The 19,713-nt window shown below is 33.6% G+C and carries 12 protein-coding genes; 6 read left to right on the top strand and 6 right to left on the bottom strand.

All coding sequences use genetic code 11. The annotated features are described in order from the left end of the window. Window positions 1–315: 315 nt before the first annotated feature. The 4 genes from ERX46_RS03265 to ERX46_RS03250 all read left to right on the top strand — a co-directional run bounded on the left by ERX46_RS03265 (window position 316) and on the right by ERX46_RS03250 (window position 6,073). A complete protein-coding gene (locus ERX46_RS03265) occupies window positions 316–1,095 on the top strand; it encodes a LytR/AlgR family response regulator transcription factor (protein ID WP_130092393.1) in 780 nt (259 codons plus the stop codon). Further along, window positions 1,092–4,016 (top strand): ligand-binding sensor domain-containing protein, encoded by a 2,925-nt coding sequence (locus tag ERX46_RS03260; protein WP_130092392.1) that lies wholly within the window; start codon window positions 1,092–1,094, stop codon window positions 4,014–4,016. Before ERX46_RS03265 ends, ERX46_RS03260 begins: the two co-directional genes overlap by 4 nt. A gap of 48 nt (window positions 4,017–4,064) precedes the next feature. Further along, the gene (locus ERX46_RS03255; RefSeq protein WP_130092391.1) at window positions 4,065–4,313 is read left to right on the top strand and encodes a hypothetical protein; all 249 of its coding nucleotides are present in this window, start codon (window positions 4,065–4,067) and stop codon (window positions 4,311–4,313) included. A 203-nt stretch (window positions 4,314–4,516) separates the two neighbouring features. After that, a complete protein-coding gene (locus tag ERX46_RS03250; RefSeq protein WP_130092390.1) occupies window positions 4,517–6,073 on the top strand; it encodes a hypothetical protein in 1,557 nt (518 codons plus the stop codon). Between the two features lie 212 nt (window positions 6,074–6,285). On the opposite strand, the gene ERX46_RS03245 is transcribed toward ERX46_RS03250, so the two are convergent. After that, on the bottom strand, window positions 6,286–6,924 hold the full coding sequence (locus tag ERX46_RS03245) for an MBL fold metallo-hydrolase (protein WP_130092389.1): 639 nt from the start codon (window positions 6,922–6,924) through the stop codon (window positions 6,286–6,288). 204 nt (window positions 6,925–7,128) lie between these two features. Between ERX46_RS03245 and ERX46_RS03240 the strand changes: the two genes are divergently transcribed. Beyond that, window positions 7,129–8,316 carry a M20 metallopeptidase family protein gene (locus ERX46_RS03240; protein WP_130092388.1) on the top strand — a complete coding sequence of 396 codons (1,188 nt, stop codon included), beginning with the start codon at window positions 7,129–7,131 and terminating at the stop codon, window positions 8,314–8,316. 165 nt (window positions 8,317–8,481) lie between these two features. Here the strand turns inward: ERX46_RS03240 and ERX46_RS03235 are convergent, their stop codons facing one another. Next, the gene (locus tag ERX46_RS03235; protein WP_207214108.1) at window positions 8,482–9,543 is read right to left on the bottom strand and encodes a methyltransferase domain-containing protein; all 1,062 of its coding nucleotides are present in this window, start codon (window positions 9,541–9,543) and stop codon (window positions 8,482–8,484) included. Window positions 9,544–9,928: 385 nt separating this feature from the next. Then, on the bottom strand, window positions 9,929–12,118 hold the full coding sequence (gene recQ / locus ERX46_RS03230) for a DNA helicase RecQ (RefSeq protein ID WP_130092387.1): 2,190 nt from the start codon (window positions 12,116–12,118) through the stop codon (window positions 9,929–9,931). A 332-nt stretch (window positions 12,119–12,450) separates the two neighbouring features. Between recQ and ERX46_RS03225 the strand changes: the two genes are divergently transcribed. Further along, entirely contained in the window at window positions 12,451–13,641 is a 1,191-nt protein-coding gene (locus ERX46_RS03225; RefSeq protein ID WP_130092386.1) for a phosphoglycerate kinase, read from the top strand. A gap of 460 nt (window positions 13,642–14,101) precedes the next feature. On the opposite strand, the gene ERX46_RS03220 is transcribed toward ERX46_RS03225, so the two are convergent. The 3 genes from ERX46_RS03220 to carA all read right to left on the bottom strand — a co-directional run bounded on the left by ERX46_RS03220 (window position 14,102) and on the right by carA (window position 19,455). Continuing rightward, entirely contained in the window at window positions 14,102–16,891 is a 2,790-nt protein-coding gene (locus ERX46_RS03220) for a choice-of-anchor L domain-containing protein (RefSeq protein WP_130092385.1), read from the bottom strand. A gap of 125 nt (window positions 16,892–17,016) precedes the next feature. Next, a complete protein-coding gene (gene eno, locus ERX46_RS03215; protein WP_130092384.1) occupies window positions 17,017–18,309 on the bottom strand; it encodes a phosphopyruvate hydratase in 1,293 nt (430 codons plus the stop codon). A gap of 30 nt (window positions 18,310–18,339) precedes the next feature. Continuing rightward, complete coding sequence (carA, locus tag ERX46_RS03210; RefSeq protein ID WP_207214107.1) at window positions 18,340–19,455, bottom strand: glutamine-hydrolyzing carbamoyl-phosphate synthase small subunit; 1,116 nt, start codon at window positions 19,453–19,455, stop codon at window positions 18,340–18,342. Window positions 19,456–19,713 lie beyond the last annotated feature (258 nt).

Here is a 19,713-nt window from a genome sequence, read left to right as displayed (position 1 = left end):
GATAGGAATAAATAGATTCAATTTCCATTGTCATTGAAAACCCATATATCCGTTAATCTTATTGAAGTGTATAAATTTTTCATGGCATTTAATTTTAAATTCAATAACAATATAGTCTCAATTTCTCTAGTTGAAAAATTAAAAATGCGAATCCACCGAACCATTGAGTTAAGTGGTGATTTTAGGCGGTAAGTTGTTTATGGGTAATTCTGAAAACGTTTTCTAATACAATTCATTTTACAAAAATTCAGTTTTTCTCACCTTCCAATTTCAAAACCCAAATTATTATTCTTAATTTAGATCAAAAGAAAGAAAATGGAATTACGCGCGATTATTGTTGATGACGAAGAATTGGCAAGGAAGAATCTAATGATAATGTTAGAAAATTATTGTCCTGAAATTGATGTTATAGGCGAAGCCAGTGATATCGACGAAGCTGAAAGTCTCATCAAAAGCGAAAAACCAGATGTTGTTTTCTTAGATATTCGAATGCCTTCTGGCTCTGAAGGTTTCGATTTATTGGAACGATTGGAAGACCGAAATTTCCTTGTAGTATTTGTAACTGCATTTAAAGACTATGCAATTCGTGCTTTTCAGACCAATGCTGTTCATTATATTTTGAAGCCAATCGATGATGAGGATTTAAGAACTGCAGTTGATAAATTAATTGCAACCAAAGAAACTTTCACAAAACATCCAGAAAATTACGACAACTATTTTAATGCTTTACAAAATTTAGCTGATCGATTGGTGCACAACAAAACAAATAATCGCATTGCTATTTCGCACACAAAAGGAGTGAAAATAGTGGAAGATGATGACATTTCTCACCTTGAAGCAAGTGGAAATTGTTCCATGATTTACTTTAAAGATGGATCTCGTTACTTGGATACACGAACATTAAAAATCTACGAAGAAATTTTAAATAGTGCCAAATTTTATCGTATCCACAAATCCTATATTATCAATTTAGATATGATTAAGGAATATGTGAGTGAAGACGGATATACCGTTATTTTGAAAAACGGAATTCAACTTCCTGTAGCTAGAAATAGGGTGAGTGCATTTCTAAAAACGATTAAAGGAAAAGCATGAGACTGCTTGCTCCTCTTCTTTTCATACTTTGCTTTTACAGCCAATTAACAGCGCAAAAGTTTTCTTTTATACAGTACAATACCAGCAAAGGTTTACCACAATCGCAGGTAAATACCATCACCCAAGATGAAGCAGGCTATATTTGGGTGGGTACATTTGGTGGATTAGCTCGTTTTGATGGTGAGAATTTCACTAATTATGGTAGAAATAACGGCTTACTAAATAATCGCATTACAAAACTTGAAGTCATCGAGGGTTCGTTATACATTGGTCATCCACAAGGAATTTCTATTAAGAATCCAAACAATTCTTTCACTTCAATATCACATACAAAAGACACCGTTTTAAATGATGTTTCCGGGTTTTCAGCCTTAGATTCTACAATTTACATTGCAACAAATGGAGGAGGATTGTATGTGCTCAATAAAGAAAAGCAAACAATTGATCCAATCAGTGGTAGTCCAAAACGAATTAGAGAAATAGTGTCCTACAAAGGGAAAATCTATTTAGCTACTCGCACAGGATTACATTTATTTGATGGAAAAACATTTCAATTAATCGACAATTCAAGTGAAACCTCGTTTTCCGGAATAAAACGAGAAGGCGATGTGATATATGCCAGTTCATTCAATGGAGCGCTTTATCATTTAGACATAAAAAGCCAAAAAATAAGTGAAGCTTTGTACAGCGAAAACCATATGTTTAGAAACGTGACAATTGATCGAAAAAGCAACTTTTGGTTAAGCTCTAGAAATGGAATTCTCCTTGTTAAGGAAACAGACACTATCGAAATCACAGAACAATCTGGACTTCCAACAGATGACGTTTATGAAATATATGAAGATTCAGAGGACAATATCTGGATAGGTACAAATGGAAAAGGCCTCATTAGATTTACAGACGAAGTATTTACTTATTACAATGAAAGCAGCGGACTACCAAGTGATTTAATCATCGCTATGGACATGGATAAATATAAGAATAAATGGATTTCCACTATCGATCAAGGCGTTTTCAAAATTGATTCAACAGGAAATATAACAAAGATAGATTTCATCTTAAGTGCTGTATGGCAAATCGTTTGTGCAGATGATATTGTCTTGTTTGCCTCAAATTTCGGACTTTTTGTTTATGATTATAAGCAATTTAAAAGCTATTACAAAGAAGAAGATGATTTACCTTCAAACAGTGTAAAAGGAATTTATCCAATAAATGACAGTACTTTTTTAATCAGCACAACACAAGGAAGTATTCTTTTTGATAAGCAAACAAAAAAGATTTATAAAGGTCAAAAATCTCTCGATGAAATAAAAGGAGCACGAGATTTTGAAGTGAAAAATGGGATCATTTATGCAGCAGCGTCAAATGGAATATACACAATAAATAAAGACTTTAGTGTCGATAAAGAGTATTTCGATTCGGGAATAAACTGTATTGAAATCGATCACAGAGGAAATCTTTGGATCGGAACAGAAAATGGTTTATACAGTAAAGAAAAAGGTAAATATAAACGTCAGGTTCTCGAACAGGAAAAAGACTTAGAATTCGTTAATTTCTTACAGCAATATGACACCTTGATGTTTGTAGGAACGAATGATGGACTCTATGAAATTGGAACAGATTTGAAACACAAATACCATTATGGAATTACCTCTGGACTCATTGATTTAGAGACGAATCTAAATTCAAATTATTTAGAAAAAAACAGATTCTTATGGTTTGGAACAGCTTCTGGTTTAATGAAAATGGACTTAAACAACAGGAGTTCCTTAATGAAAAATGCGAAACCTAAATTGCAACTTACAGGAATAATAATTAACAACAAATCACTCAACAGCAACAAAGTAGATATTTACAATTCAGAAAAAGAAACTGAAACACTGGTCATGAAGTTCGTTGACAAGAACATTTCTTTCAATTTTGACGGGATCTATATGACAAATCCTGGAAGCTTGAGATACAGTTACTTTTTAGAAGGTTTTTCAACTGATTGGACACCTCCAAATAATAATTCAACAGCCAGTTTTACAAATTTACCGCCCGGAGAATATGTTTTTAAATTAAAAGTAGACAATGGAAACAATAACTTTTCAGATACTTTCACCATTCCCATAAAAGTTACACCTCCTTTTTATCGCACATGGTGGTTTTACTTTATTATCGGATTAATTATAACAGGCTTTATATTAACGATAGATAGAGCGAGGCAAAAAAAGCGTGACAATAAAAACTATCAAGTCAAGTTAGAATTCCAAAATAAATTATCTAAATTAGAACAACAAACATTGAACGCGAGTATGAATAGACATTTTATTTTCAATGCGTTAAATTCAATTCAATATTATATTAATGTCTCTGATAATAAATCTGCCAATAAATATTTATCAAGATTCGCTAAGTTAATTCGCAAGAACCTGGACAGTTCTTATCATGAAGATGGAATGGTTGCACTTTCTGATGAAATAGAAAGACTAAAATTATATTTAGATCTCGAAACAATGCGTTTTAAAGACCGTTTTAATTATTCAATTAATGTGGAAGATGAAGTTGAAACGGAATTGTTAAAAGTACCTGCAATGTTCCTGCAACCTTTTGTTGAAAACAGTATTATTCATGGTGTACTTCCTATAAAAGACAGAATGGGTGAAATAGAAGTCAACATAACAGAGCACCTTGACCACATTAGAATAGAGATAAAAGACAACGGTGTGGGCATCGATAATTCACGTAAAAACAAGAAAAATGATGCTGCTCTCCATCAATCACAAGGAATGATGATAGCAAAAGGAAGAATTGAGCTTCTTCAAAAAATTTCTGCGCGTTCAATCGAAATGGTTGGCCCCTTTCAAATCAAAGAAAGCGACAGTTCAATCAATGGAACTGTTGTTACCTTCAAAATAATGAAACAATATTTGGGATAACAGGATTATTTTCATAAATTTGGTTGCAATGAGTTTAAATACATCATCATGAAAAAATTAATATTTGCTATATCAGGATTACTTTTACTTTCATTTGGTAGTTGCCAGAAGGAAGAAATTAAGCCAAATCATAATCATGAAGAAGCTGAAAGAAATATCATAAATGATGATTTTGGATGTAATAAATCAAGCGGCAATTATGATCTTACTGGAACCGATATTGCTTCTGACACGTTAGGAAATATTACTGACCCAAATCGTGATGAGGACGATGAAAGAAGAGTAAAAAGAAAATAAAAATCACTTTAAAATATTTGAGAAAGAGCTGCAGATCTGTAGCTCTTTTTTTTGTGCCTCATTTTGATGATTCTAAAACCCAGATCTAACCCAGATCACATCTAAAAATTAACAGGTCAATAAATGAAATAGACAATTCAAAAACTATTTCATTCCTTTGTTTCAAATAGAAGTATATTAGAGCAACACCATTAAAAAACAACATGTCTAAAACTGCTTCTCCTGCACTTTTCGAGTTAATTAAAAGCTTAACTAAAAGTGAAAAACGATATTTTAAGATTTATGCTTCTCGTCACACAATAGGTGAAGAAAATAATGGTGTTCGCATTTTTGATTTTATCGATCAACAAAAAGAGTTTAATGAGGAGGAGATTTACACAAACTTTGAAGGAGAAGCTTTTCTAAATCAATTTCCAATCACAAAAAATAGATTATATGAGCAAATCATAAGTGCATTAGATGCCTTTCATTCCTCAAAAAATTTAGATGCACAATTATATAAGATGCTGCACAGTATTAACATTTTATACAGCAAAGGATTATATGACCACGCAATTAACGAATTAAAAAAAGCCAAAAGATTAGCCAAAAAACACAATAAAATAGCAATACTACTTCAATTGGCGAATGAAGAAAAAAGAATTATAGAAACACAAGGATATCAAAAAGCAAATACAAAAAGTATTGACAAACATAAAAATGAAACGTATGAATTAACAAGTCAATACAATTTCTACAATGAATTGTGGAGTATTAAAAGCAAACTGTTTATTCAACTGAATCAATATGGACAAGCCAGATCTCCGGAGGAAGTAACTGAATACACAAAGTTATTTGAACAGTTTAAAAAAATTACACCACCAGAAAAGATCACTTTTGAAAATCAATATTTGATCAATCATTTAAAAAGCGCATACTTTTTTGGCATCTTGAGAAATGAAGATTCTTTAAATGCACTAATAGATAATTTAAATCATTTTAAAAAGAATCCGGATAAAATCAATGAAAACCCAAATCAATATTTTTCAATTTTGACAAACATTATTCATTTGGAGTCCAAATTTGGAAATTCAAGGGCGATTCACACGTATTTAAACGAATTAAAATCGTTTCCTCATCAATTAAAATCAAGCCTAACTGAGGATTTAACGATAAAACTATTTTCTAGTATAAACAGCATTGAACTGAAAGTACTCAATCAAGAAGGTAGTTTTGAAAAGGCAACATTGCTATCGAAAGTTATCAAAGAAGGTTTTGAAAAATACAATGGAGAAATTACACCATTTAGAAAAGCCTATCTTGCTTTTAATATGTCTATCGCCTTTTTCGGCAACGCAGACTTCAACCAAAGTTTAAAATGGATAAACATGATCCTCAACAATAAAGAATTGGATCAAAAAGAGGATATATTGTCTTTTGCTCATTTACTTAATCTACTTATTCATTTCGAATTAAAAAATGATAATTTACTTCCTTATGCGATTAAGAATACAAAAAGATTTTTAACAAAACGTAAAAGAGCCTTTAAGTTTGAAACACTTTTCTTGAAAAATATTACGAAAATTTCCAACGCTCAAAATAAATATGAAATTGAAGATTTACTTTTAAACGTTGATGAAGAAATAAAAGCCTTAAAAAATGATCCATTCGAATCTGTCGCCTTTGAATATTTTGATTTTCATCTTTGGCTTATTTCGAAAGTGAAGAATAAATCTTTTCAAGAAATAAAAAGAGAAGCTTATTTGATGAAAATAGCCTAGGGTGTTGAATTCGTGATTGATTCATACGGAATCGGACGATTTGTAAATCGTCCCTACATTATACTTTCGTAAAATGTTTATTCATTTGAATTTTTGAATCCTTGAATCATTGCCTTCGACAAGCTCAGTCAACGGATTGCTCTTCGGTGACTTCGGTGTCTTCGGTGACTAGCTTGTCGAAGGCGACGAAATTCAATTCGAAATCCCACAACTTACCACAAAATAGGATTGCTTTTTTTCTCCTCACCAATTGTTGTTTCAGGGCCGTGACCAGTGTACACTAAAGTATTGTCAGGCAAAGTGAACATTTTTTTAGTGATAGAATCTTTCAAAGTTTGTAAATCTCCACCCGGAAGGTCAACACGTCCATAGCTTCCTTTGAATAAAACATCGCCATTGATGACCAATTCATCTTTTGGGCTATAAAACACAACATGGCCAGGCGCATGACCAGGACAAAACAGTACTTCAAATGAAATTCCACCAAAAGTTAAAGTTTCTCCTTCTTTTATGAAAACATCTGGCATTGGTGAAGCTTGAAACTGACCTAAACCATACATCTGAGCACTTCTTTCTCCCATTTGCAAAGTAATGACATCCTTTTCATGCAAATATAAATCGACATCGTATTCACGCTTAATAAAAGCATTACCCATAATATGATCTAAGTGACCATGCGTATTCAACAATGCTTTTACTGTCAACTCATTTTTAGAAATATAGTCTCTTAACAATTGACGTTCTTCTTCAAAATAACATCCTGGATCAATAATAACAACGTTTTTATCGTCATCAATTGCTAAATAAGTATTTTCTTGAATTGGATTGAAAGTGAATTTAACTATTTTCATATCTGGAATTATTATGAGTGACAACAAAAATGTTGATGTGCAATTTTAGTAATTGGTATTCAAAGACAAAATTAGCATCTTTGTAATTGATTGGAGCAAATAATTCCTTAAAAAAGTAGAATTAAAGCATAAATCAGTTTCATTCGGCTTTTATTAGTTAACGAAAGGACAGAAGTCGAATAGCTCAAAAAGAACTTAAAAATCATGGATCAAAACATACGCGAATCTATAATACAGCAATCAGAGGAACTTTTTGAAAAAGTAGTGGGTTACCGCCAACACCTTCATAAAAATCCTGAATTGTCTTATCAAGAATTTGAGACAATGAAATATATTTCGGAGCAACTCACAAAAATTGGAGTTCCGCATGAAACTGGTGTTGCAGAAACTGGAATTGTAGGAATTATTCGCGGAGATCACCACTCAAAAGATCAAGCTTGTATTGGTTTACGAGCGGATATAGATGCTTTGCCAATTACAGAGCAAAATAATGTACCTTACATTTCTCAAAACCCAGGTGTAATGCATGCTTGTGGACATGATGTTCATTCCTCTGTATTATTAGGAGCTGCTGAGATTCTTTTCAATATGCGAAATGAGTTAAAAGATCCTGTGAAGTTAATTTTTCAACCCGGAGAAGAAAAAAATCCTGGTGGAGCAAGTTTAATGATTAAAGCGGGTTGTTTAAAAAATCCTGAGGTAAAAGAAATGTATGCTTTGCATGTGTTTCCAGATTTCGCTGTTGGACAAGTGGGAACAAAAGAAGGTTTATACATGGCCTCTTGTGATGAAGTTTATATTGATATCATTGGTAAAAGTGGACACGGAGCTACACCTCACGAAACGATTGACAGTATTTTAGTGGGTGCCGAAATTGTATTGTCACTCCAACAAATTGTGAGTAGAAAATGTGACCCTAAAATTCCATGTGTTTTAAATTTTGGTCATTTTGAAGGGTTAGGAACAACAAACGTAGTTCCAGAGAAAGTCCATATTAAAGGAACATTCAGAACAATGAATGAAGAATGGCGAGCAAAAGCATTAAAACAAATTGTTAAACAAGCGGAACTTATCGCTGAAGCGCATGGAGCAAAAGCGATTGTTGAAATAAGTAAAGGTTATCCTTTCTTAGAAAATGATGTTGAACTGACTAGAAAATTTGTGAGTAAAGCAAACAAATGGTTGGGAGAAGAAAATGTGCATGATTTACCTATCCGTTTAACAGCAGAAGATTTCTCTTTTTATGCGCAAGAAATCCCAACGTGCTTCTTTAGAATTGGAGTAAGAAACGAAGAAAAAGGAATAGTTCATGGAGTTCATAATTCAAGGTTTGACATTGATCATGAAGCTTTGAAGACAGGAATGCAGATGATGGTGATGGCGTGTATTTAATTGATAATGGACAATTGATAATTGATAATTAAAAAATTAACCGCAATGGCGCTGAGGTTTTCGCAAAGGTCGCAAAGTAAAAGAAGAGAAAAAGTTGTTTGCTCAATTCACCAAAAGTGACAAAATTTTGCGACCTCTGCGAAAACTTTGCGCCTCGGTAAAAAATTAACAACAACCTCCTCCAACACTCTCGCCACTCTCTAACTTAATCGAAAATGGAATATCCGTTCCACACCCTTCGTAAATACCATAATGTGTTGACCAATCTCCGAAGAAATCGAAGTGTTTTTGATATCTTGTATCGTTCAACATTCTGTAAGTATTTCCACAAACACTCATGATTTTTCCTTTTGGAAATTCGTGGTGTTCATCTAGATAGAAATTCTCTTTTTCTGATGAAAGTGTTCCTTTATATCTTACTGCTTGACCGTAATCTTCGCAATATTGTTCTAAACCGTCAATTTTAAACAAGCGGTAAGTCACAGAGAAGAATTTGATGTTTCCTACTTTCTCTTCTAATTCTTGATTTTCAATTGTAATTGGTTCGTCTTCCGCTACTCTTGGATCTGAAAACCCAGCTTTTCTTGCTGCATTCATAAAATCATTCCAATACAATGCACCGCTTAGACATTCTCCCCAAAGAACTTGGTCATTTTGCAATTCTTTTGATATCCTTCTGTCAGAATAAACATCAGAAAAATACATTTCGCCTCCTGGCTTAAGGAGTTTAAAAGCATCTGCCAAAACTTTGTCCTTGTTAGAAGCTAAATTGATAACACAATTAGAGATTATTAAATCAAATGATTCTGGAGCAAAGTTTAATTCGTCCAATTTTTCGATATTGCCATTAACAAATTCCACATTTGATTTAACATAACCGAATTTCTCTCTGTGGTATTCTAAATGTTTACTAGCTACATCTAATTGCTCTTCGGTCATATCAACACCAACAACTTTACCAGATTCACCAACCAATTGCGCAGCGATATAACAATCACGTCCACTTCCTGAACCTAAATCCAAGATACGTAATCCTTTCACTTCAGAAGGTATAGTCAATCCACAACCATAATATTTGTCAAGCACTTCCGAATGAATATTTTTCAAAGCTTCTTTGATTTCCAATGGCGGCGCAACTGCTGTACAGCAAGCATTGGTTTTTAAATCTGTTGAACTTTGTAATTCCTTTCCGTAATAATCTTTAACACTATCGTGAATTGTAGACATTTTTTTATTTTTTATTTTGTAAAGACGTTTATTTGTTAATTCGTAAAGTTGCTGATTCGTTTATTTGTAAAATTGTTTTTGTCAACTTTCTTATATCATTCTTCATAAGTAAGTTGACCAACCTTTTTGACCATTCGTGGTTTTACAATTAACCATTATTTAGTCCTCCCTCTTTATCTCCCTTCCCGATAAAAATCGGGAGAGGGATGCTTCGCATTAAAACCTTTGCTTTAATCAATCATCACCAATTTGAAATAATCAGAGGTCTTTGAATAGAAATGTCAAAGACAAGGCATGTTATACTCTTAATTGTCAGGCGTTTATCTTTATAAACAACTGCAATTAAAAATGTACTTAACGCAGTATTTGACGTTTCTTGCAAAGACTAATTGGCCATTTCTGACATAAACTTGATACGCATCAACCTCAATTCTTCTTCTGAATAATCTCCATCAAATTCATCATATGCCTCTTGAAGTGAATCTGTTTTCGCTTCTGAGAAATAATCATAAATTTCTTCTTGATTATCTTCATCTAAGATTTCATCGATATAATAATTAATGTTCACTCTTGTTCCAGAGTTGACAATCATTTCGATTTCATCAATAATTTCATCCATTGATTTTCCTTGAGAATTACTTATGTCTTCTAAAGGTAATTTTCTATCAATATTTTGAATCAACTGGACTTTTAATCCTGATTTGTTGACTAATGATTTAACGACCATATCTTGTGGACGCTCAATATCATTGGTCTCAACATATTCTTTAATTAATGTCAAGAATGGAGCACCATATCTTTTTGCTTTTCCTAATCCAACACCTTGAATATTTGTCAATTCCTCCTTATTAATAGGATATTGGAATGACATATCTCTCAAACTAGCTTCTTGGAAAATAACAAATGGTGGAATATCTTTATCTCTAGAGATTTGCTTACGTAAATCTAACAATGCTTGATAAAGTTCTTCATCAAAAGCATCTTTCATATTGCCCATAGTGTCGTCACCACTGTCTTCATCTAAAGTATAATCATGTTCTTTAACCAAAATAAATGAATGCGGTTTTTCAATAAACTCATGACCTCTTTCCGTCATTTTAATTACACCGTAAGTCTCAATATCTTTTGAGATCAATCCAGCCACTAAAGCTTGACGGATTACAGCATTCCATAATATCTTATCATGTTCTTTTCCAGATGCGAAATGAGGTAAAAGATTATGTTTATATGAATTAATTTCTGTTGTATTTTCTCCATTTAAGAAAGAGCATATATGAGGAGCACGTTGCATTTCTTTCAATTCAATAACTGAATGTAAAAGATTTAAAACCTCTGTTTTTCCTTCTGTTTTCTCTTTTGGATTTCGACAATTGTCACACATTTCAGAACAGCGCGAATCATCGTATTCCTCTCCAAAATAATGCAATAAATACTTTCTTCTACAAATTGAAGTTTCAGCATAAGACACAATTTCGAATAATAGTTGTCTTCCAACTTCTTGTTCTGCCACCGGTTTCCCTTGCAAGAATTTTTCTAATTTCTCAATGTCTTTGTAAGCATAGAAAGCAACACATTCTCCTACTCCACCATCTCTTCCGGCACGACCAGTTTCTTGGTAATAACTCTCTAAAGATTTTGGAATATCATGGTGGATAACAAATCGAACATCCGGCTTGTCAATTCCCATTCCGAAAGCAATTGTTGCAACAATCACATCGGCTTCTTCCATTAGGAATGCATCTTGATGTTTTACTCTTGTTGCGGCATCCATTCCGGCATGGTAACCCAAGGCATTGATCCCATTTACACGTAAAATTTCAGATAATTGTTCTACTTTCTTTCGTGAAAGACAATAGATAATTCCTGATTTACCCTTCCGTTTACGAATGTATTTTATGATCTCTTTTTCAACATCTCTTTTTGGTCGTACCTCATAATAAAGATTGTCTCTATTAAAGGACGCTTTATATAAGTGTGCATCCAACATATTCAAGTTTTTCTGAATATCTTGTTGAACTTTTGGAGTTGCTGTTGCTGTTAATGCAATAATTGGAACGTCTGAAATAGCTTCGAAAATTTCACGAAGTCGACGATATTCTGGACGGAAATCATGTCCCCATTCAGAAATACAGTGTGCCTCATCAATTGCGAAGAATGAAATCTTCACTGAAGTGAAAAAATCAATATTCGATTGCTTAGTCAGTGATTCTGGAGCAACATAAAGCAATTTTGTTTTCCCTGCTTTAATATCTTCCTTAACACGATTAGCATCCGTTTTTGATAAAGAACTATTCAGTACATGAGCGACAGAATCGTCATCACTCACATTTCGAATAGCATCCACTTGATTTTTCATCAATGCAATCAGCGGAGAAACGATAATTGCTGTTCCTTCTGACAATAAAGCCGGAAGTTGATAGCACATCGATTTACCACCACCTGTTGGCATGATAACAAATGTATTCTTTTTATCTAGAATACTTTTAATAATAGATTCTTGATCACCACGGAACTGATCGTACCCAAAATACTTGCGTAAAGCAAGGTTTAACTCCGAAACTTCTGTAACAGACATATATATTGAAATTTTGTCTTATAAATATACAAAAAATAAGTAATACGAATTTAAGGAATAATTAAATACTTCCAATAGTGAACTGTTGTATACTTTGTGACTTTTAAAAAACAGGCCTTATTCAGGCTCAAACCCTTTTACAATCAAGCTTTAAAGAAATTCTCGAAAATCTATTAATTCAATTAAAAGACTGTAAAAGATTATTAAAAATAAATTAAAAAACGTTTTAAAATCAAATTAACACTTCTTATACCGTCTAAACACAAATCTTCAATCATTAAAAATCCCCTTATTAAAGATTGTATTAAATTTGTTGGAAAATATAACAAGCCATGAAAACTATTTCTAATGTTGACTTTGAAAATAAGCGCGCTTTAATTCGTGTTGATTTCAATGTACCTTTAAATGCAGACAATAAAATCACTGACAATACTCGAATTAAAGCTGCTGTTCCGACCATAGAACTCATCTTAGAGAAAGGTGGAAGCGTAATTTTAATGTCACACCTAGGAAGGCCAAAAGGCGGATATGAAGAAAAGTTCTCATTAAAGCATGTAATTAGCGAATTGGAGCAATTAATAGGTAGGAAAGTTAAGTTTCTTGGTGATTGTATTGGTGAGGAAGCTTTTAACTACACTAAAGACCTCAAAAAAGGTGAAGTTGTAATGTTGGAAAACCTCCGTTTCTATGGAGAGGAAAAATCAGGGGATTCTGAGTTTGCCAAAAAGCTTTCAAAGCATGGTGATATTTATATTAATGACGCTTTTGGAACAGCGCACAGAGCACACGCAAGTACTGCTATTATTGCAGAAAACTTTCCAAACGACAAATACTTTGGATTGTTACTTGAAAAAGAAATAAAGAACATTGATGTTTTACTTCATGATCCAAAGCCACCAACTACGGCTATAATTGGAGGTGCAAAAGTAAGTTCCAAAATCACGATTATTGAAAAATTGATGGATTCCGTTGACCAGATTATTATTGGTGGTGGAATGGCTTATACATTTGTAAAAGCACAAGGCGGACAAGTTGGAGATTCATTAGTTGAAGATGATTATATTGATACCGCTAAAAAAGTCCTTGAAATGGCCAAGGAAAAGGGTGTGCAAATCCATTTACCAAGCGACACCATCATAGCAGATAAATTTGCGAATGATGCCAATGCAAAATCTTGTGATATTTCAAAAATCCCTGATGGCTGGATGGGCTTAGATATTGGAACAGATGCTATTCAACAATTTAATACGGTAATTCAGTCTTCTCAAACCATTTTATGGAATGGTCCAATGGGAGTTTTTGAGATGGAAAACTTTATGAATGGAACAGTTGCAATAGCCAACTCATTAGTGAATGCTACATCAAATGGAGCTTTTACTTTGATTGGTGGAGGCGATTCTGTTGCAGCGATCAACATGTTGAACCTAGCAGATAAAGTAAGCTACGTATCAACTGGTGGTGGTGCAATGCTAGAATATCTTGAAGGAAAAGAATTACCGGGAATTAAATCAATTACGAATTAAGATAATTACGAATTACGAATGTTGGTTCTAGCGTGACTGTAACTTTTATTTCAAGAGACAATTAAACTACTGAACCACTATGGACTAAAAGTGCCATAGGTTCATTTGAAAATAAAATTCAATAGCTAGCGAAATATTTAGATGTTAGACATTAGACTTTTTGTCTTTTTTCTAACATCAAAATCGAATGTTGGATATAAAGTTTTTTAGAAGCTAAAGCTAGATGCAATAAAGTACATAGTTTTAACTATTTCTGAGACCATTAAATTCGGTCTTATCTATAATGTCTTAACGATTAAATAGTGCGTTATTTTGAAGAACCCATTAAACTCAAGTTAAGACATGAATCATTAAAGTAAGAAATTACATCAATTAGACCTTCTATAAAATTAAAAAAGGCGAATCTCAAATGAGATTCGCCTTTTTTTTTTTAATTCGTAATTCGTAATTCTATAATTCCTTAATAAATAACAGTCAAGACACCATCCCAAACATATTTATCGTCGTTGATAAGGTTTGTTGCTTGTATTTTCCATACATAGGCCCCTACCTTCACTAAAGAACCTCCTTGTCCGTAAGTTCCATCCCAACCAACATCAAGGTTATGTGATTCCCATACTTTTTCACCCCAACGGTTATAGACTTCTACAGTAACATTCATTTTATCAATTCCTTCTATAACAGGCTTCCAAGTTGGATTTAATTCATCACCATCTGGAGTAAATGAGTTTGGCGCAAAAATCAACACCTCTGGGATTACAGCAACTATTTTCGTTATTGTATCCTTACAATTAAACATTGAGGTTGAAATCAATTCTACTTCATAAGTAGCAGCCACACCTTCTGGGTATTGTGTTTTAGGATCTTCTAAAGTAGAGAATATCGGATTTCCACCTTCAAAACTCCAATAATAAGTATCCGCATCTTCACTATAGTTTTGGAAATTAACTTCTGCATTTAAAATAGTTGCAGGTTTTGGATAATAAGTGAAATCTGCTTTCGGCTTAGGATAAACAGTTAACATTTCATTTATAGACAATGAATCTACACAACCATCAGGAGTTACAATAACCATTCGAACACCATATACTCCAGCCTCTGTGATAAGTACGTTAATTGTATCATTTTGCATGAAAACTTGATCATCAGAAATATACCAATAAGTATCCTGAACTAAAAGTGGATCTGTTTGATTGAATATAACAAACTCTGCCGGTGTACAAATCTCACCATCAACGACACCAAACTTAACAGCAGGAAGTTCAGCTACAACAACTTCAGAAGTACTCACTTTAGGTGTACTTTCACAATCGTCCGAAACAAAAACCGTATAGATTGTTGTTACTGCTGGTGATACATTGATAATATTTGAAGTACCTACAATCGCACCTGTTGGATCTGTCCAAGTATAATTATATGGACCTCCATTTCCTCCTGAGACAGTGGATGTAACATTAATGGACTCTCCAGGACAAATGGTTTGTGACGCAGTACTGCTCAAACCTAATGGAGGTAAAACATCGACAACAATTGTTTCAGTTGGAGTTACACATCCGGAATCAGACCTTGCAAAAACCGTTAAGTTTGTTTGTGAAGCAGGCATTATAGACTGATTAGCACTTAAATCCGTCGTGTGTCCCCAATGGTATTCAAAATTAGTTGCTCCTGTTGCATTTGCAAACAAAGTTGCTTCTCCATTTTCACAAATTGTAGTATCGCTAGAAACATTAAATGTAAGTTCTTCATAAATTACAATCATAGAATCAACTTTCAGCAAGGCACAAGAATCATTCTTTTCAGTAAGGAAAAATTCATATTGTCCGGGCGTATCAAAAGCAACACCTGCATTTATGGTTTCATCGTCGGGGGTAAAAACCACATTTCCGGGTCCTGTGTAAGTCCATTTTATTTGATTTGTAGGTATTGTAAAGGTTCCATTTAAAGTCCCAGTTCCACCACTACAAACTGTAGTATCTGCTCCTGCATCCGTAATTAAATCGAGGGGTTTATCCACAATCCAAATATCGGCATAAGAAAAAGTAGAATCACCGCACGAATTTATTGTATAGGCCGTAAGGAAAATATCCTGTGGACCCTCATAAAACCCATCATCTGTAGGATTAAAATTCAAGCAAAAGTTAGTTACACCAGGAGGAAGTACAATACTATCACCTGAATTCGGAAGGTTTGTAAAAGTATAGTCAAGAGCCCTAATTGCTAAACCAGATAATTCGTAATAAACTATTGATGTATCTAGACTTTGAGCTAAGGTTCTTTCAAAACAGAAACTCCCAACATCACAACCTTCAACAATCACAGTGTCTAAATAGTTAGAAGTAACATTATTACTGCTTATCACAATATTCGGCTCGGAAGCAAAAGATCCAGCTTTTAGGAATACAGCAGAATTATAAGATTGGTCACTAACATTAGAAATCGCAAGCTTAATATGATAAACCTCACCACAAATAACACTCGCATTTGCAGTTAACTCTACTGTACTTCCATTATAATTTGGAGCTGTAGTGATTGCTGGTGAATTATTATAAATACTGTTATAAATTGTAGTAAAATAAACTGAATTAGCTACCCAGTTAGGATCAATATTTGAACAGTTTGTACCTGAACCACCTGAAGCAGAACCTGAATTAACTGTGTTAATACCTACAGGAATATTATTTGATCCTGGAACTATTGCAATATTTTGAGAATTATTAGAATATGGACCAGTTATACCCGGTCCTGAAATAAAGAAGCCAAAAACATCATTAAAGTTAGAACAAGTAAAACTTGAATATTCTGCCGAAGTGAAAATGTAACTAAAAGAGAGCGTGTCACCATCTGGCACAAAATCAAATTCTAAAATGGCACCATTAGTAACATTATTGGGTGTAATCGCACTTAAATCAGCATCAGTGACTACACTCCCTCCATTTGTTTGCATTAATACACCTCCAGACAATGGAAAGGCAGCCGAAGTATTTGAAAATTCACGGACTGAATTCTGTGGATTGTTTATTAAAAATGGACTTCCATTAAAAGTTATATTAGTAGCAACTACTCCTTGACCTAATAATACATCGGTCACAGCATAAGCTGGAGTAACGTTAGGATTTGTCAATGTTATTTGAGCAAAAACATTCGATGCTCCTTGAAGAATAAAGAATGATAGCAGTAGCAAAATAGATTTCAATTCAAAGAATGAATTTACTTTAATATTTTTTAATTGATGTGTATTTATAGGTTTCATAATCACTTTCTTTATGTTTCAATATTAAAACGAAAAGAAAGTGATTTGAGTTGCCTATTTACAAAAGTAAAAGAATCTTTATTTAACCCTATTCTTGAAATCCTAAATTCTAAAGAGAATTAAGTTTACTTTTTTGAAATATACTTAAAGTCCATTCCTGGATAGTAAGCGCTATCTCCAAGCTCTTCTTCAATTCTAATCAATTGATTGTATTTTGCTGTTCTGTCACTTCTAGAAGCTGAACCCGTTTTGATTTGCCCACATCCTAAAGCAACTGCTAAATCTGCAATTGTAGTATCTTCAGTTTCTCCACTTCTGTGACTCATTACTGATGTCATAGAATTCTGAGTTGCCATTTGAACTGCTTCAATTGTTTCAGAAAGTGTTCCAATTTGGTTCACTTTAATCAAAATTGAATTGGCAGAACCTTCTTTAATTCCTCTTGCTAATCTTTTGGTGTTGGTAACGAATAAATCATCTCCAACCAATTGAACTTTATCGCCAATTGCTTCGTTCAATAATTTCCAACCTTTCCAGTCGTCTTCATCTAATCCATCTTCGATTGAAATAATTGGATATTTCTCAACCCATTCTTTCCAATATTGAACAAATTCTTCTGAAGTCATTTCTGTTCCAGTCGATTCAAAAACATATTTTCCTGTTTCTTTGTTGTAAAATTCTGAACTCGCTGCATCTAAAGCAATCCAAACATTTTCTCCTGGTTTATATCCTGCTTTCTCAATCGCTTCTAAAACGATTTCAATTGCTTCCTCGTTAGACCCTAAATTTGGAGCAAATCCTCCTTCGTCTCCAACGTTTGTAGAGTGACCTTTGTCTTGTAATACCTTTTTTAGGTTATGAAAAATCTCTGTTCCCATGCGTAATCCTTCAGAAAAAGATTTCGCTCCCAAAGGCATCACCATAAATTCTTGAATGTCAATTTTATTGTCAGCGTGAGAACCTCCATTTAAAATATTCATCATTGGAACAGGCATTGTGTTTGCGCCTAAACCTCCAACATATTTAAAGAAAGACATTCCAACATCCGCTGCTGCAGCTTTTGCCGCTGCTAGAGAAACACCTAAAATGGCATTCGCTCCAATTCTTCCTTTATTTTCTGTACCATCAATTTCAATTAACTTTTGGTCAATTGCTTTTTGATCGAACAAATACATTCCTTGTAAAGCTTCGTTAATTACAGTATTTACATTGGCAACGGCATTTTGAACACCTTTCCCCATGTATCTTTTAGGATCTTCATCTCTTAATTCCACAGCCTCATGAACTCCTGTTGAAGCTCCAGAAGGAACTGCTGCTCTTCCCAATCTTCCTTGGCTAGAGTATACATCTACCTCGATTGTTGGGTTTCCTCTTGAATCTAAAATCTGACGCGCAAAAACATTAGCAATATAACTCATTGAATTTGGATTTAAAAGTTTATGATTAGATTATGATTGTTTATAAGTATCCATATTAGTAACAAAATTATCAAAAAGATATCTTGAATCATGAGGTCCAGCGGAAGACTCTGGGTGGTACTGTACTGAAAAAACCAATTTATTTTTCAATGCAATTCCAGCAACAGTGTTGTCATTCAAATGCGAGTGTGTGATTTCAATATTCTCATTGTCCTCAGCGCTTACTCTAGAAACAACAAAACCATGATTCTGACTTGTGATCTCCCCTTTTCCTGTTCTATGATTCAATACCGGGTGATTTAAACCACGGTGTCCTTGATGCATTTTTTCTGTTTCCAAACCTTGACTTGCTGCAATGATTTGGTGTCCCATACAAATTCCAAAAACTGGAATATTTGTGTCTATAATTTCTTTGACCAATTGATGAGAAGATGTCATTACCGCTGGATCACCAGGTCCGTTCGACAACATAAATCCATTGGGTTGGTATGCTAAAAGTTCATCTAGCGTGGAGTTCATTGGAAAAACTTTCACTTCACAATCTCGTTCATTCAAACATTTTGCGATGTTTCGTTTAGTTCCGAAATCCAATAAAGCTACTTTATAGTGACTTTTTCCAGTTGTAGAAGGAGACACATAAGCTTCTTTTGTAGAAACCCTACTTGCCAATTCAAGACCTTCCATTGAAGGAACGCTTTTCAATTCTTCAACTAAATCTTCAATTTTATCATCTTCATTAGAAGAGATAATTGCATTCATTGCTCCTTTAGAACGAATATAACGCACCAAAGCACGTGTATCGATATCAGAAATACCTACTTTTTCGTCTCTTACTAAAAAATCTTGAAGTGGTAAATCAGAAATATCACGAGAAGCAACTTCTGAGAACTTTTTAACTATGATTCCTGCACACTGGATATGATCTGATTCAGATTCTGAAGCAGTTGTTCCGTAGTTACCAATATGTGGCGAAGTCATTATCACCAATTGTCCGAGATAGGACGGATCTGTAAAAACCTCTTGGTATCCAGTCATCCCTGTATTAAAAGCTAACTCTCCAGCCGCTTTACCTATTTTCCCTATTGCTTTACCGTGAAAAGTAGTTCCGTCTTCTAAAACTAAAACTGCATTTGCTCGTTCAATCATCTCTATATAGTTTTGACAAAAGTAATACATTATACCAATTAATCCTTGAATTTTGGCAGAGAAAATGATTCTTTCATTCTTGGATTTCTTAAAAAAATACAAGCGTAAGGATGTTAAGGATTAGGTATGATTATATTTTTGGATTTAGCTTTATTTTATTTAAAGTTTAGCAGCGCTGCAGTTGCACTGATGCGTTTAGTTAACTTTCGTGAAACCAACAAAAAAAGGGGTTTCCTCAATCTAAAACGCTTTAGCTAT

Origin of the sequence: Brumimicrobium glaciale, assembly GCF_004152935.1 — a bacterium.
GTDB classification, from domain to species: domain Bacteria; phylum Bacteroidota; class Bacteroidia; order Flavobacteriales_D; family Crocinitomicaceae; genus Brumimicrobium; species Brumimicrobium glaciale.
The sequence above is the reverse complement of the archived record's forward strand: the minus strand, read 5'-3'. Positions and strand labels throughout refer to the sequence as shown.

What these genes read in the sequence shown, in the direction of transcription:
- ERX46_RS03265 (WP_130092393.1), top strand. Translation starts at nt 316, where the DNA reads ATGGAATTACGCGCGATTATTGTTGATGACGAAGAATTGGCAAGGAAG.
- ERX46_RS03260 (WP_130092392.1), top strand. Translation starts at nt 1,092, where the DNA reads ATGAGACTGCTTGCTCCTCTTCTTTTCATACTTTGCTTTTACAGCCAA.
- ERX46_RS03255 (WP_130092391.1), top strand. Translation starts at nt 4,065, where the DNA reads ATGAAAAAATTAATATTTGCTATATCAGGATTACTTTTACTTTCATTT.
- ERX46_RS03250 (WP_130092390.1), top strand. Translation starts at nt 4,517, where the DNA reads ATGTCTAAAACTGCTTCTCCTGCACTTTTCGAGTTAATTAAAAGCTTA.
- ERX46_RS03245 (WP_130092389.1), bottom strand. Translation starts at nt 6,924, where the DNA reads ATGAAAATAGTTAAATTCACTTTCAATCCAATTCAAGAAAATACTTAT.
- ERX46_RS03240 (WP_130092388.1), top strand. Translation starts at nt 7,129, where the DNA reads ATGGATCAAAACATACGCGAATCTATAATACAGCAATCAGAGGAACTT.
- ERX46_RS03235 (WP_207214108.1), bottom strand. Translation starts at nt 9,543, where the DNA reads ATGTCTACAATTCACGATAGTGTTAAAGATTATTACGGAAAGGAATTA.
- recQ (WP_130092387.1), bottom strand. Translation starts at nt 12,118, where the DNA reads ATGTCTGTTACAGAAGTTTCGGAGTTAAACCTTGCTTTACGCAAGTAT.
- ERX46_RS03225 (WP_130092386.1), top strand. Translation starts at nt 12,451, where the DNA reads ATGAAAACTATTTCTAATGTTGACTTTGAAAATAAGCGCGCTTTAATT.
- ERX46_RS03220 (WP_130092385.1), bottom strand. Translation starts at nt 16,891, where the DNA reads ATGAAACCTATAAATACACATCAATTAAAAAATATTAAAGTAAATTCA.
- eno (WP_130092384.1), bottom strand. Translation starts at nt 18,309, where the DNA reads ATGAGTTATATTGCTAATGTTTTTGCGCGTCAGATTTTAGATTCAAGA.
- carA (WP_207214107.1), bottom strand. Translation starts at nt 19,455, where the DNA reads ATGATTGAACGAGCAAATGCAGTTTTAGTTTTAGAAGACGGAACTACT.